This is a genomic window from Dolichospermum heterosporum TAC447, assembly GCF_024584745.1.
Classification (GTDB): domain Bacteria; phylum Cyanobacteriota; class Cyanobacteriia; order Cyanobacteriales; family Nostocaceae; genus Dolichospermum; species Dolichospermum heterosporum.
The window spans coordinates 1,322,839-1,339,261 of record NZ_CP099464.1; the positions used below are offsets into that span (position 1 = coordinate 1,322,839).

General features: G+C 44.0%; 4 protein-coding genes. 3 read left to right on the forward strand and 1 reads right to left on the reverse strand.

Annotated elements, in window-relative coordinates; translation table 11 throughout:
* Window positions 1–378: 378 nt before the first annotated feature.
* A complete protein-coding gene (locus tag NG743_RS05895; protein WP_257121683.1) occupies window positions 379–12,246 on the reverse strand; it encodes a S8 family serine peptidase in 11,868 nt (3,955 codons plus the stop codon).
* Between the two features lie 391 nt (window positions 12,247–12,637).
* On the opposite strand from NG743_RS05895, the gene NG743_RS05900 reads away from it, so the two are divergent.
* The 3 genes from NG743_RS05900 to NG743_RS05910 all read left to right on the forward strand — a co-directional run bounded on the left by NG743_RS05900 (window position 12,638) and on the right by NG743_RS05910 (window position 16,332).
* Entirely contained in the window at window positions 12,638–12,928 is a 291-nt protein-coding gene (locus NG743_RS05900; protein ID WP_257121684.1) for a helix-turn-helix domain-containing protein, read from the forward strand.
* A gap of 26 nt (window positions 12,929–12,954) precedes the next feature.
* Window positions 12,955–13,911, forward strand: coding sequence for an NB-ARC domain-containing protein (locus NG743_RS05905; protein ID WP_257121685.1), 957 nt, complete (start codon window positions 12,955–12,957; stop codon window positions 13,909–13,911).
* Between the two features lie 333 nt (window positions 13,912–14,244).
* On the forward strand, window positions 14,245–16,332 hold the full coding sequence (locus NG743_RS05910; RefSeq protein ID WP_257121686.1) for an S-layer homology domain-containing protein: 2,088 nt from the start codon (window positions 14,245–14,247) through the stop codon (window positions 16,330–16,332).
* The last annotated feature ends 91 nt before the right edge of the window (window positions 16,333–16,423 follow it).

Here is a 16,423-nt window from a genome sequence, read left to right on the forward strand (position 1 = left end):
TATTTCCTGCTTTGTTGGGTTAAGCGACAGCGCAACCCAACGCATTTGTTGGGTTTCATGCTATTGCTCCGCAACGCTCACGCGAACAACCCAACCTTGTATCTTAGAGGTATTGATAAACAGTAATATTAAATAAGCCTAATTCATCTCCTTTACCACATTTTACTCTCTCATAAAATTTCTAATCGGCGAAAATTCCAAGTAATACTTTCTGGCTGGTCTGTTTCCCAAAGAATAATATGTTTTAAATCTTGTTTTGCTCCTCCTTTAATGACAGTTAGGTAGGGTTTGCTGAATAAGTTGTCTGTGAAGACAGGATGATGTAGAGACGTTTCATGAAACGTCTCTACAATGTGGTTGTCTACGTGATACCAGAAGCTACACTAAAGTAGTTGTAAAGTTATTGAGTCCTAAAGTACCTGTTAATCCTGTCACCTCAATGATGGCATCAGTAGTTGCACTAAATCCTGCGGTAGCATCATTAATAGCTACAAAGCTGCGGCTACCAAAGGAGAATTGAGCAGCAGCATTAACTGTAAAACTAGTTGTAGTTAACTTAGCTGCAATTCCGGCTGTATCAAGTGTTGCCACAAGTCCTGCATTAGAAAATGCGCTGCGGGCAGTGGAAACAAGGAATAAATCATTTCCAGCATTAGCATTGAAGCCGGTAATCACATCAAAGGTATTGAAGACAGAATCTGCTAAGATGCGGTAGTCAAAACGGTCTGCTCCCAGCCCTCCAGTTAGAGTATCTTTTCCGGTTCCCCCTGTTAGGATGTCATTACCCGCACCACCGTCAAGGGTGTTATTAGCACTGTTACCTGTGATGACGTTATTACCTGCGTTACCAGTCCCGTTAATTGCTGTTGTTCCTGTGAGAGTTAGGTTTTCAACGTTAGCAAGGGACGCAATAGTGTAAGTAACACTAGATTGAATGGTATCTGTACCTGCGCCGGCATTTTCGGTAATGGTGTCAGTGGTGCTATCTACAATGTAGATATCATCTCCTGTGCCACCAATTAGGGTATCATTACCTGCACCACCGTCAAGGGTGTTATTAGCACTGTTACCTGTGATGACGTTATTACCTGCGTTACCAGTCCCGTTAATTGCTGTTGTTCCTGTGAGAGTTAGGTTTTCAACGTTAGCAAGGGACGCAATAGTGTAAGTAACACTAGATTGAATGGTATCTGTACCTGCGCTGGCATTTTCGGTAATGGTGTCAGTGGTGCTATCTACAATGTAGATATCATCTCCTGTGCCACCGATTAAGGTATCAATACCCGCACCACCATCAAGGGTGTCATTACCTGCACCACCGTCAAGGGTGTTATTAGCACTGTTACCTGTGATGACGTTATTACCTGCGTTACCAGTCCCGTTAATTGCTGTTGTTCCTGTGAGAGTTAGGTTTTCAACGTTAGCAAGGGACGCAATAGTGTAAGTAACACTAGATTGAATGGTATCTGTACCTGCGCTGGCATTTTCGGTAATGGTGTCAGTGGTGCTATCTACAATGTAGATATCATCTCCTGTGCCACCGATTAAGGTATCAATACCCGCACCACCATCAAGGGTGTCATTACCTGCACCACCGTCAAGGGTGTTATTAGCACTGTTACCTGTGATGACGTTATTACCTGCGTTACCAGTCCCGTTAATTGCTGTTGTTCCTGTGAGAGTTAGGTTTTCAACGTTAGCAAGGGACGCAATAGTGTAAGTAACACTAGATTGAATGGTATCTGTACCTGCGCTGGCATTTTCGGTAATGGTGTCAGTGGTGCTATCTACAATGTAGATATCATCTCCTGTGCCACCGATTAAGGTATCAATACCCGCACCACCATCAAGGGTGTCATTACCTGCACCACCGTCAAGGGTGTTATTAGCACTGTTACCTGTGATGACGTTATTACCTGCGTTACCAGTCCCGTTAATTGCTGTTGTTCCTGTGAGAGTTAGGTTTTCAACGTTAGCAAGGGACGCAATAGTGTAAGTAACACTAGATTGAATGGTATCTGTACCTGCGCTGGCATTTTCGGTAATGGTGTCAGTGGTGCTATCTACAATGTAGATATCATCTCCTGTGCCACCGATTAAGGTATCAATACCCGCACCACCATCAAGGGTGTCATTACCTGCACCACCGTCAAGGGTGTTATTAGCACTGTTACCTGTGATGACGTTACTACCTGCGTTACCAGTCCCGTTAATTGCTGTTGTTCCTGTGAGAGTTAGGTTTTCGATGTTAGCAAGGGACGCAATAGTGTAAGTAACACTAGATTGAATGGTATCTGTACCTGCGCTGGCATTTTCGGTAATGGTGTCAGTGGTGCTATCTACAATGTAGATATCATCTCCTGTGCCACCGATTAAGGTATCAATACCCGCACCACCATCAAGGGTGTCATTACCTGCACCACCGTCAAGGGTGTTATTAGCACTGTTACCTGTGATGACGTTACTACCTGCGTTACCAGTCCCGTTAATTGCTGTTGTTCCTGTGAGAGTTAGGTTTTCGATGTTAGCAAGGGACGCAATAGTGTAAGTAACACTAGATTGAATGGTATCTGTACCTGCGCTGGCATTTTCGGTAATGGTGTCAGTGGTGCTATCTACAATGTAGATATCATCTCCTGTGCCACCGATTAAGGTATCAATACCCGCACCACCATCAAGGGTGTCATTACCTGCACCACCGTCAAGGGTGTTATTAGCACTGTTACCTGTGATGACGTTACTACCTGCGTTACCAGTCCCGTTAATTGCTGTTGTTCCTGTGAGAGTTAGGTTTTCGATGTTAGCAAGGGACGCAATAGTGTAAGTAACACTAGATTGAATGGTATCTGTACCTGCGCTGGCATTTTCGGTAATGGTGTCAGTGGTGCTATCTACAATGTAGATATCATCTCCTGTGCCACCAATTAGGGTATCAGTACCCGCACCACCATTAAGGGTGTCATTACCTGCACCACCGTCAAGGGTGTTATTAGCACTGTTACCTGTGATGACGTTATTACCTGCGTTACCAGTCCCGTTAATTGCTGTTGTTCCTGTGAGAGTTAGGTTTTCAACGTTAGCAAGGGACGCAATAGTGTAAGTAACACTAGATTGAATGGTATCTGTACCTGCGCTGGCATTTTCGGTAATGGTGTCAGTGGTGCTATCTACAATGTAGATATCATCTCCTGTGCCACCGATTAAGGTATCAATACCCGCACCACCATCAAGGGTGTCATTACCTGCACCACCGTCAAGGGTGTTATTAGCACTGTTACCTGTGATGACGTTATTACCTGCGTTACCAGTCCCGTTAATTGCTGTTGTTCCTGTGAGAGTTAGGTTTTCAACGTTAGCAAGGGACGCAATAGTGTAAGTAACACTAGATTGAATGGTATCTGTACCTGCGCTGGCATTTTCGGTAATGGTGTCAGTGGTGCTATCTACAATGTAGATATCATCTCCTGTGCCACCAATTAGGGTATCAGTACCCGCACCACCATCAAGGGTGTCATTACCCGCACCACCGTCAAGGGTGTTATTAGCGCTGTTACCTATGATGACGTTATTACCTGCGTTACCATTACTGTGAATTGCGGATGTTCCCGCCAGAATCACGATTTCAATATTGCTCAGAGGGTCAAGATCATAAGTAACACTGGATTGAATGGTATCTGTACCTTCCCCAAAATATTCCGTAATGATGTCAGTAATACTATCAACAATGTAAGTATCGTCACCATCACCACCAATTAAGGTATCAACACCTGCACCACCATTGAGGGTATTATTGAGTTCATTGCCTATGATAGTGTTATTACTAGCATTCCCTGTACCCTCAGTGGCTAACCCTAACAGGAACAAGTTTTCGACATTTCCAGAGAGAGCATAGTCAATAGTGCTGTAAACCGTATCTGTGCCTTCGTCGGCATTTTCGGTAATGGTGTCACTAGTATTGTCAACATAGTAAGTATCATTACCATCACCACCAATCAAAGTATCAACACCCGCATCACCGTCAAGGATATTATCAGCAGCGTTACCTACAATGATGTTATTAGCTGCGTTTCCTGTACCGTTAATTACTGTTGTTCCTGTTAGAGTCAGGTTTTCGACATTTTCAGAGAGAGCATAGTCAATGGCGCTGAAAATCGTATCTGTGCCTTCGTTGGCATTTTCGGTAACGATATCACTGCTATCATCAACATAGTAAGTATCATCACCCAACCCACCAATTAAGGTATCAATACCCGCACCGCCATCCAAGGTGTCATTACCTGCCCCACCTTCAAGGGTATTATCAGCAGCATTACCTGTGAGGACGTTATTACCGGCGTTACCAGTCCCGTTAATTGCTGTTGTTCCTGTTAGTGTCAGGTTTTCGACGTTAGCAAGAGCCGCAAGACTATAGGTGACACTGGATTGAATAGTATCTGTTCCTAATAGGTCGTTGGCATTTTCGATAATGGTATCAGTTGTGGTGTCTATAATGTAAGTATCATTACCATCACCACCATCAAGGGTGTCATTACCCGCACCGCCATCCAAGGTGTCATTACCTGCCCCACCGTCAAGGGTATTATCAGCAGCGTTACCCGTAAGGACGTTATTACCTGCGTTACCAGTCCCGTTAATTGCTGTTGTTCCTGTTAGTGTCAGGTTTTCGACATTTCCAGACAGAACATAGTTGGTAGTGCTGTAAACTATATCTGTTCCTTGGTTGGCATTTTCGGTAATGGTGTCACTAGTATTGTCAACATAGTAAGTATCATTACCATCACCACCAATCAAAGTATCAACACCCGCATCACCGTCAAGGGTATTATTGGCACTGTTACCCGTAAGGATATTGTTGCCAGCGTTACCAGTACCATTAATTGCTGTTGTTCCTGTCAGGGTCAGATTTTCGATGTTGGTTAGGGTGGCAATGCTAAAAGTGGTACTAGATTGAATGGTATCTGTGCCACCACTTGTATTTTCGGTGATAATGTCAGTGGTACTATCAACAACGTAAGTATCATTACCCGTGCCACCGATTAAGGTATCAATACCCGCACCACCATCAAGGATGTCATTGCCTGCCCCACCATTGAGGGTATTATTGGCACTGTTACCCGTAAGGATGTTATTACCAGCGTTACCAGTACCGTTAATTGCTGCTGTTCCTGTCAGGGTTAGATTTTCGATATTGGTTCTGGTGACAATACTAAAAGTGATACTGGACTGAATGGTATCTGTGCCACCCCCTACATTTTCGGTGATAATGTCAGTGGCACTATCAACAATGTAAACGTCATCACCCAAACCACCAATTAACCCATCAATACCCGCACCACCATCAAGGGTGTCATTGCCTGCCCCACCATTGAGGGTATTATTGGCACTGTTACCCGTGAGGATGTTATTACCAGCGTTACCAGTACCATTAATTGCTGTTGTTCCTGTCAGGGTTAGATTTTCGATGTTAGCAAGGGCAGCAATACTAAAGGTGACACTAGATTGAATGGTATCTGTACCCTCGTTGGCGTTTTCAGTAATGGTGTCAGTATTGCTATCAACAATGTAAACGTCATCACCCAAACCACCAATTAACCCATCAATACCCGCACCACCATCAAGGGTGTCATTGCCTGCCCCACCATTGAGGGTATTATTGGCACTATTACCCGTAAGGATGTTATTACCAGCGTTACCAGTACCGTTAATTGCTGCTGTTCCAGTCAGGGTGAGGTTTTCTACGTCTGCTGGTAGGGTGGTAGTAACCGCAGATGTGAGGGTATCGGTTATAGTTGTAGTTACAGTTGCGTTTGTACCCAAGTTGGCATTGCTGGGAGAAGACAGGGTGAGAGTAAAGGTTTCATCTGCTTCGTTAAGGTCATCATTGAGAATGGGAATATTGATGACTTGACTGGTAACACCAGGAGCAAAGGTTAGAGTTCCGTTAGTGGTAGTATAGTCAGACCCTGCTATAGCCGTATTATCAACAGTGGCATATTGAACAGTAACCGTTTGAGGGCTGACGCTGGAAAGAGTCGCAGTGTAAGTGACATTTTGGGGACTGGTGTTGCCTTCGACAACCGTTTGGTTGGCGCTCAGATTAATGATGGGTAAATCATTATCAGCAATATTGACTGTGGCACTAGCTGATGTACCAATGGTGTAGCCTGTTCCCGATGTGACGGTGAGGATGGCAGTTTCTGTTCCTTCTACGAGGGTGTCATCAGTGACGTTCAGGTCAACTAAGGCTGTGCTAGAACCTGCGGCAAAGGTAACAGTAGTAGGAATGGTTGGTAAAGTTTCTTCCGAAACAATAGTTCCAGTAGCCGCACCCGGAGAACCACCAATATAACCCGTGCCGGAATTAACTGTTATGTTTACTGTCTCATTCTGAATTTCTGCTAATGTATCAGCAATCGGATCAACCACAACCGTTGCAGTTGTGGCATTAGCAGCAAAGGTGACAGTTCCCAGTTTCGTCGTCGGATTAAAGGTAACACTGCCATTGGTTAAGACATTATAGTCTGCTGGGTCGCTTCCCACCAGGGCTGCGTTTGCTATGCCACTCGTCCCGAAGTTAACGGTCAGGGGAGAACTTAGGTTTAAATTGGTGCGAGTAAAAGTATAAACCAAGTTAGTCGCACCGTCTTCTTGAACAGTGGCAGGACTGACACTGACAGTTACAGAAGGTAAGTTAGCTGCTGCCAAAGCATTAAAAACATTGAGGCGTTTTCCAGATACAGTTTTCCCTGCTAAGGCGGAAATCGAGTCACCGGTTTGCATCAAGGTATTTTTAACCTGTTGTGCCGTCCAGGTGGGATTTTGAGACCAGACTAAAGCCGCCGCCCCAGTAACGTGGGGACTAGCCATTGATGTGCCAGAAAGAGTTCCATAACTGTTGTTAGGCAGGGTGCTATAAATGTCTGAACCTGGTGCGCCTAAATCCACGCTAGTCAATCCATAGTTGGAGAAGGAAGACAGGCTATCAGTGCGTGTGGTGGAAGCAACAGAGATAATATTAGCTAGGTTGTAGGCAGCGGGATACATGGGATTGATATCTGCGTTAGCCGAACTATTACCCGCCGCCGCAATGAATAAAGCTCCAGCTTGACCTGCTGCATTAATGGCATCATACAAAGCTTGGCTATAGCCTCCACCTCCCCAAGAGTTGTTGGTTAGTTTCACGCCCTTGGCTGTGGCATAGTTAATTGCCAAGATGGCCGCGGAGAGAGTTCCTGATCCTTGATCATTGAGAAACTTCAGGGGCATAATCTTGGCATTCCAGGCCACACCTGTGACACCAACGCCGTTATTACCTTTACCAGCAATGGTTCCCGAAACATGGGTTCCGTGGCCATCAACATCACTGGGGTTGTTGTCATTATAGGCAAAATCCCAACCGCGAATATCGTCTATATATCCGTTATTGTCGTTATCTATGCCATCTCCGGCGATTTCTCCTGGATTAGTCCAAATATTGCCTACTAAATCAGGGTGGTTATAATCAACTCCTGTATCAATCACTCCTATGACGAGGTTGGGATTGCCTGTTTGGACATCCCAGGCTTCGGGAGCGTCAATGTCTGCGTCTGGAGTTCCTCCACTTTGACCTGTGTTATGTAATCCCCATAGTTGACCAAAGCTTGGGTCATTGGGGGTGGCTGCTTTGGTGACAATATAATCTGGCTCGATGTACTCGAATAGGGAACTATTTCTGTATGTAGCGAGGGCAGTTTCTACAGAGGTTCTTCCAGATAATGTCCATATTTGAGCGCCTGTGAGATCAATAGTTTTTGTGCTAACTACTCCCAGGGTGTTTTTAATCTCATTGGCTTGAGCGATATCGGCTTGTCGCTTCAATTTGACAATCAGTTTATCAGAGGCATAGGCTGGTTGCGGAGTTGGATATTTTCCTACGGTATCTTGACTATTTCCGTTCGAGGTGATGGTTGTGTTGGTTAAAACTTCAGATACAGCTACATCAGCCCCAGCCAACTGACTAATTTGCTGGACAACGGTGGTTGTGTAATCTGTTCCATTGGTGGCTGTTCCACTCAAGGCAACGTTAACTGTTAAGCTGCTGGTGGTAGGACCTGTCCGGGTTAATGTGTATTGTCCGGGATTTGGAGTAGTTCCTAGTACGGTTTCGGCAGCACTTGCATCTGTGGCTACTACTGTGATTTCTGGTAAATCATTATCAGCAATATTGACTGTAGCACTAGCTGATGTCCCGACAGTGTAGCCTGTTCCTGATGTGACGGTGAGGATGGCGGTTTCTGTTCCTTCGACAAGGGTGTCATCAGTAACGTTCAGGTTGACTAAGGCTGTGCTAGAACCTGCGGCAAAGGTAACAGTAGTAGGAATGGTTGTGTAATCTATGCCATTGGTGGCTGTTCCAGTCAAGCTGACGTTAACTGTTAAGCTACTGGTGGTTGAACCTGTCCGGGTTAATGTGTATTGTCCGGGATTTGGAGTAGTTCCTAGTAAAGTTTCGGCAGCACTTGCATCTGTGGCTACTACTGTGATTTCTGGTAAATCATTATCAGCAAGATTGACTGTGGCACTAGCTGATGTACCGACGGTGTAGCCTGTCCCTGATGTGACGGTGAGGATGGCAGTTTCTGTTCCTTCGCCAAGGGTGTCATCAATGACGTTCAGGTTGACTAAAGCTGTGCTAGAACCTGCGGCAAAGGTGACAGTAGTAGGAATGGTTGTGTAATCTGTTCCATTGGTGGCTGTTCCACTCAAGACAACGTTAACTGTTAAGCTGCTGGTGGTAAGACCTGTGCGGGTTAATGTGTATTGTCCGGGATTTGGTGTTGTTCCTAGTAGGGTTTCGGCAGCACTTGCATCTGTGGCAGCAACGGTAATTACTGGTAAATCATTATCAGCAAGATTGACTGTGGCACTAGCTGATGTGCCGACGGTGTAGCCTGTTCCTGATGTGACGGTGAGGATGGCAGTTTCTGTTCCTTCTACGATGGTGTCATCAGTAACGTTCAGGTTGACTAAGGCTGTGCTAGAACCTGCGGCAAAGGTGACAGTAGTAGGAATGGTTGTGTAATCTGTACCATTGGTGGCTGTTCCGGTCAAGCTGACGTTAACTGTCAAGCTGCTGGTGGTAGCACCTGTCCGGGTTAATGTGTATTGTCCGGGATTTGGAGTAGTTCCTAGTAAGGTTTCGGCAGCACTTGCATCTGTGGCAGCAACGGTGATTGTGGGTAGTAACTCATTATCAGCAATATTGACTGTGGCACTAGCTGGTGTCCCGCCCACGACGGTGTAGCCTGTTCCTGATGTGACGGTGAGGATGGCAGTTTCTGTTCCTTCGCCAAGGGTGTCATCAGTAACGTTCAGGTTGACTAAGGCTGTGCTAGAACCTGCGGCAAAGGTAACGGTGCTGGGAATGGTTGTGTAATCTGTGCCATTGGTGGCTGTTCCGCTCAAACTGACGTTAACTGTTAAGCTACTGGTGGTGGGACCTGTCCGGGTTAGGGTGTATTGTCCGGGATTTGGTGTTGTTCCTAGTGGGGTTTCGGCAGCATCTGCATCTGTGGCTACTACTGTGATTATGGGTAGAGAAGGGGAAGAGTCAGTATAGATTTTGAAGTCATCAACATTCCATGAGCTAACAGTCCAAACTCCAGCGGAACCTATATTAAAACCAAATCGAATTTGTGTGGATGCACTTTTGTAAGTACTGATATTAAATGTGTTGAGAGTCCAAGAACTATCCTGAACTGCTGGAGGTGCACCTGAACTCCAAAGATTAACCCAACTGCTGCCATTATAAATATCAACAGTGTTCTGCATAAAAGGAGTATAATCACTGTTGAGCCAACGGTAGTATTCAAAGAAAACATTACCGGAGGTAATGGTGTTAATTACAGGACTTGTCAGGTAGTAATAATCATGTAGTGAAGACGTAGAAGCATTACCACCAATTACTACTCCGGCTACACCATTGTCAGCAGTTGGAGTATTGTCAGTTCCTGGGTCTGGATTGCCGACTCCACCAGTAGAAACTGTGGCAGAACCTATGCCCCATTCTGTTCCCAATGTCCACCCTGCATTGTTATTAGCAAATGAATCATAGAATAGATTGACAAAAGGTTCTTCATTAACAATAGTTCCAATCGCCGCACCTGGAGACCCACCGATATAACCCGTGCCGGAATTAACTGTTATATTTACCGTCTCATTCTGAATTTCTGCTAATGTATCAGCTATGGGATCAATAACTACTTGAGCAGTTGTGGCATTAGCAGCAAAGGTGACAGTTCCCAGTTTCGTTGTCGGATTAAAGGTAACACTGCCATTGGTTAAGACATTATAGTCTGCTGGGTCGCTTCCCACTGGGGCGGCGTTTGCTATGCCACTCGTCCCGAAGTTAACGGTCAGGGGAGAACTTAGGTTTAAATTGGTGCGAGTAAAAGTATAAACCAAGTTAGTCGCACCATCTTCTTGAACAGTGGCAGGACTGACACTGACAGTTACAGAAGGTAAGTTAGCTGCTGCCAAAGCATTAAAAACATTGAGGCGTTTTCCAGATACAGTTTTCCCTGCTAAGGCAGAAATCGAGTCACCGGTTTGCATCAAGGTATTTTTAACCTGTTGTGCCGTCCAGGTGGGATTTTGAGACCAGACTAAAGCCGCCGCCCCAGTAACGTGGGGACTAGCCATTGATGTGCCAGAAAGAGTTCCATAACTGTTGTTAGGCAGGGTGCTATAAATGTCTGAACCTGGTGCGCCTAAATCCACGCTAGTCAATCCATAGTTGGAAAAGGAAGAGAGGGAATCGGTGCGTGTGGTGGAAGCAACAGAGATAATATTGGCTAGGTTATAGCTGGCGGGGTAAGCGGGGAGTATGTCAGTGTTACTAGAGTCATTACCCGCCGCCGCAACGAATAAAGCTCCAGCTTGACCTGCTGCATTAATGGCATCATACAAAGCTTGGCTATAGCCTCCACCTCCCCAGGAGTTGTTGGTTAGTTTCACGCCCTTGGCTGTGGCATAGGCAATTGCTAAAATGGCATTGGAAGTAGAACCTGAACCACTATCGTTCAAAAACTTCAGAGGCATAATCTTGGCATTCCAGGCCACCCCTGTCACACCAACGCCGTTATTACCTTTACCAGCAATGGTTCCCGAAACATGGGTTCCGTGGCCATCAACATCACTGGGGTTGTTGTCATTATAGGCAAAATCCCAACCGCGAATATCGTCTATATATCCGTTATTGTCGTTATCTATGCCATCTCCGGCGATTTCTCCTGAATTAGTCCAAATATTGCCTACTAAATCAGGGTGGTTATAATCAACTCCTGTATCAATCACTCCTATGACGAGGTTGGGATTGCCTGTTTGGATATCCCAGGCTTCGGGAGCGTCAATGTCTGCGTCTGGAGTTCCTCCACTTTGACCTGTGTTATGTAATCCCCATAGTTGACCAAAGCTTGGATCATTGGGGGTGGCTGCTTTGGTGACAATATAATCTGGCTCGATGTACTCGAATAAGGAACTATTTCTGTATGTAGCGAGGGCAGTTTCTACAGAGGTTCTTCCAGATAATGTCCATATTTGAGCGCCTGTGAGATCAATAGTTTTTGTGCTAACTACTCCCAGGGTGTTTTTAATCTCATTGGCTTGAGCGATATCGGCTTGTCGCTTCAATTTGACAATCAGTTTATCAGAGGCATAGGCTGGTTGCGGAGTTGGATATTTTCCTACGGTATCTTGACTATTTGGGTTCGAGGTAATAGGTGCAATTTCCAGCACTGGAGATGCTTCAATCAATCCAGTAGTGTATTCTAACACCCAGTCTCCACCTGATGCAGTATTCCCAGTCAAGTCATCAGATGCAGCCACGTCCGCCCCAGTCAACTGACTAATTTGCTGGACAAAAACTTTACCCGCTAGTCCCTGAGCTACATTGGAACCATACAACAAAATATCTGCTTTGGTGGTAAGAGATTGACCCCACTGCTGCAATTGTGAGGTATAACTGCTGAGGTTTGCTGAGTTGAACACAGTTGAACCAAGTGACAAACTGCCTTCTGCCCCCTGAGAAATAATCTGAAGGCTATCAATGTCTCTAAGTCCTGATAAGTTGTTAGTAATTTGCCTAATACCATCCTGGTTGGCTCTGAGAAGAAACAACAGTGTACCAGGTTTAACTTGATCAACTATATTTTTATAATCTGGGACATTGGGATCAATGAAAACGACGGTTTTGGTAGATTCTGCCATGATTATAACCCTGTAACCCTGTATTAGTTCGTAATTAAATACTTCTCCTTCTCATTCTACTCAAGCCCGTACTGACTTCCGTACCAGGAAATACTGAGTTCATCTAACTTCATCTAAGTTCAGAGCTAATTTTGACACCAAGAAACAAAAAAACCATTGTTATCTATCTAGAGATAGATTTTTATGGCGCACTCATCATGAGAAGATATTATCCATTACACCTGAAATTTAGCCAAATATTCCTGAAATACTGACATCTTGTTGTCCATAGTACAAAAAGATGTCAGTGACCCAGCCATAAAGGGATTAAGCTTGCAAGAGTAATCAAGTAAGACGTACTAACCAAGTATGTCTATTTATGCCCCGTAGTACTAAAGAAAATGTTTATATTATGTCAAAGTCAATCAAAGTAAGTCCTGATTTTATTAAAAAGGTTAATATAGCACTTACACGCAATGGATACGCCAGTCAAAGAGATTTAGCTAGTGATACTGGATTTTCCTTAGCTACAATTAGCAAATTCCTGACTGGTAAACCCGTTAGTTATGCAACCTTTGAAGAATTATGTCGGCGATTAAATCTAGATTGGCAAGAAATTACTACCAGTGTTGAAGCAATATCTACCCCCCCCACAGAATACACACAAATATCTAAAAAAAAACAAATTCAAATCAATTCCTAGACTGGGGAACTGCAATTGATATTTCAGTGTTTTATGGACGCAGAGAAGAACTGACACAGCTAAAATCATGGATTTTAGGAGATGGCTGTCGCTTGATAGGATTATTCGGTATGGGTGGAGTTGGAAAAACAACTTTAGCTATCCAACTAGCAAAACAAATTCAAGATCAATTTGATTACGTTTTTTGGCGTTCAGTGTCAACAGTCCTATCCTTTAATGATATGATTGCGGAAATGCTCTCCTTTTTCTCCAATCACAAGGAAAGCAAACCCGACATTAATCGAATTATCTATTATTTGCGTACCCGTCGTTGTCTCATCATCTTGGATAACTTAGAAACAGCTTTAGACGAGCTTAGTATTGAATACAGTAATTTTATCCAAATAATTGCCGAGACCAATCATCAAAGCTGTATAATTTTCAGCAGTCGAGATCAACCTGCCCAAATCAGCTTACTGGAAAACTGGTCATCATCAGTACGTTCTTTGAGATTGTTTGGTTCTTTAGAAGTAGCCTTTTCCCTACTGCAATCAAAACAACTATTGGGGGCAGAACAACAAAAATATGAGTTATGCGATTTATATGCTAATAATCCTTTAAAAATTAAAATAGTTGTTAATACTATCATTCTATTATTTAATAGTGATATTAACAAATTTCTAGCAGAGAACACCCTATTGGTCAGTCATCATCTTTACAGATTGTTAGAACAACAGTTAAATTGTCTCTGTGATGTAGAACGGGAAATCATGTACTATTTGGCAATTAACTCGCAATTAACAACAATTACTGATTTAGCAAATATATTACCTCATGTTTCTAGATCCCATTTTTGGCAAGCAATAGAAAGGCTACATTTACGCTCTTTCATTGAGGAGAAAGCAGGTAAATACAACTTGAGACCTGTAGTTATGGAGTACGTTATGGAACAATTTAAACCAAAACCTGTATTAGAATTGGTTAACACAAATATAGCTCCGTAACTTATACTGCAAAAGCCTGGGAATTTATTTCCTGGATTTTTTATATCCCACATTCTGCAAATGTGAATTTTCCATTCGCCAGGGCTTAAGTTGACACCATTAAGCACTGCTAAACCCCTACACATCTGGGTTCTTTGTCATTTGGTAAAAGTTTAAATCTTACCCGTGTTTAGTATAGATAAACAGAAAAAACCGTAGACGCGGAGCGGCTTCTCGAAGAGTAATATGTAACGAAAAGTAAAGTTGCCCAAAACCTCTTCCTTCTTCCTGATTGTGCTAAAAATATGGTTAATTATGGATGTCACCATTAAAACCCTGCTCGTTTAAAAATTTATGGTTAATTCTAGTCTTGTTGCCACACTCTATGTTAATCCTGTGACAGGAAACGATGCTAATACTGGTTCTCGTTCTGATCCCCTCAAAACCATTACCCGCGCCCTTAAACAAGCGAAAACATCAACAATTATTCAGTTAGCCAGTGGAACTTACAGCACAGCCAATGGTGAAGTATTTCCCTTAGTCATTGCACCGGGAGTATTAGTAGTAGGAAATGAAGCAAATAAAGGTCAGGAAACGATTATTGCCGGCAGTGGGGAATATCAAAGCTCTAGTTTTGGAATACAGAATATTACATTACTCTTACTAGGTGATGCTAGTCTTTTAGGTATGACAGTGATGAATCCTGCCGCTAAAGGGACTGGGGCGTGGATTGAATCATCAATACCGACTGTAGCTAATAGTACATTTAAGGACTGTACCAGAGAAGGCATCTTCATTACCGGCAATAGCAAACCGGGGATTGTGGATAATTTGTTTATTAATAACAAAGTCTGTGGGTTAGTCATAGCCAAGAATAGCAAAGGAGAAGTGCTGCGGAATGTATTTCAAAATAATGCTTTAGGCATAGCCATTAGTGACTTTGCCGCCCCTTTAGTCGCCAATAACCAACTTTTAGCCAATGGGACAGCGATCGCCCTATCTCGTGATGCTAAACCAGTATTACGGCGAAATCTGATCACCGGCAATACCCAAGGCGGTCTGTTAATCGCCGGTAATGCCACTCCCGATTTAGGCAGTCCCCAAGACCCAGCCGACAACATTTTTCGAGAACAGGGTAAATTCGATTTACAAAATGTCACAGATCAAAAAATTATCTCCGTCGGTAATCAATTAAGTATTCCCCAGGTAATTGGGGCGATAGATTTCATTGCTGCTACCGCTGACACCCCCAGTCAAATTGGAGTTAGCAGTAGATTTGCTGATTTAGAAGGAAATTGGGCAGCAGCCTTCGTCGAAGCCTTAGTCAGTAAAGATATTATTAACGGGTTTCCCGACGGCACTTTTCAACCAGCCACACCCGTTAACCGCGCCCAATACGCAGCCTTAATCACCAAAACATTCCAACTACCAGAAAGTAATCAACTAGATAAATTCAAAGATGTCAAATCCGACTTTTGGGCTGCCAAAGCCATAGCCAGTGCGTCCGATAGAGGCTTTCTGAAAGGCTTTCCCGATGGCACATTTCGACCCGGAAACAACATCACCAAAATTCAAGCAATAGTCTCCATTGTCAACGGTTTAAACTTGAGTGGTGGTAATCCTAACGTCTTAATGGTATACCGCGATCGCGCCCAAATTCCCAGCTACGCTACCAATGCCACTACCGTAGCTACGCAAAAACTATTAGTCGTCAATTATCCCCAACCAGATCAATTAGAACCACTGCGGGAAATTACCCGCGCGGAAATCGCAGTCCTAATTTATCAGGCATTAGTCGCCACCGGTCAAGAAAATCCCCTCCCCTCCGCCTATATTGTCAAACCAGAGACAGAGATTCCCTCTTTTTCCGATATTGTTGGTCATTGGGCAGAACCATTTATTCGGGCATTAGTTAGTATGAACTTAACCCAGGGTTTTGCTGATGGCACATACCAACCAGATCAAGCCATGAGCCGCGCCCAATATACAGCTTTAATTGCTGCCGCCTTTAATCCCCCAGCCAAACGTCCATCCCCAGAATTTACAGACATAGCCAAGGATTTTTGGGCAGCTAACGCCATTGAAGTTGCAGCCAGAGGCGGTTTTGTCGGCGGATTTAGCGATCGCACCTTCCGTCCTACCCAAAACGTCCAACGGCTGCAAGTCATCGTCTCCCTAGTCAACGGACTGGGACTTGTGGCAAGTGATCAAAAAACCCTGACCTACATTGACCAAGAGAAAATTCCCGAATACGCCCGCACAGCCGTTACCATCGCCACCCAGCAAAAAATTATTGTTAATTATCCCGACCCCAATTTACTAGCACCAACCAGAGAAGCCACCCGTGCTGAAGTTGCTGCAATGGTGTATCAGGCATTAGTCACCAGTCAACGCACAAAAGTTATTAACTCACCATATATTGTTTTGCATATCAGCAATTGACAAGTAGAATGGAAAACACTGCCTATAACTTTTGCTGCTGGTGAAAAAAAACACTCATGTAGCTAAAAGTACGTTAGACTAGATGCGATGG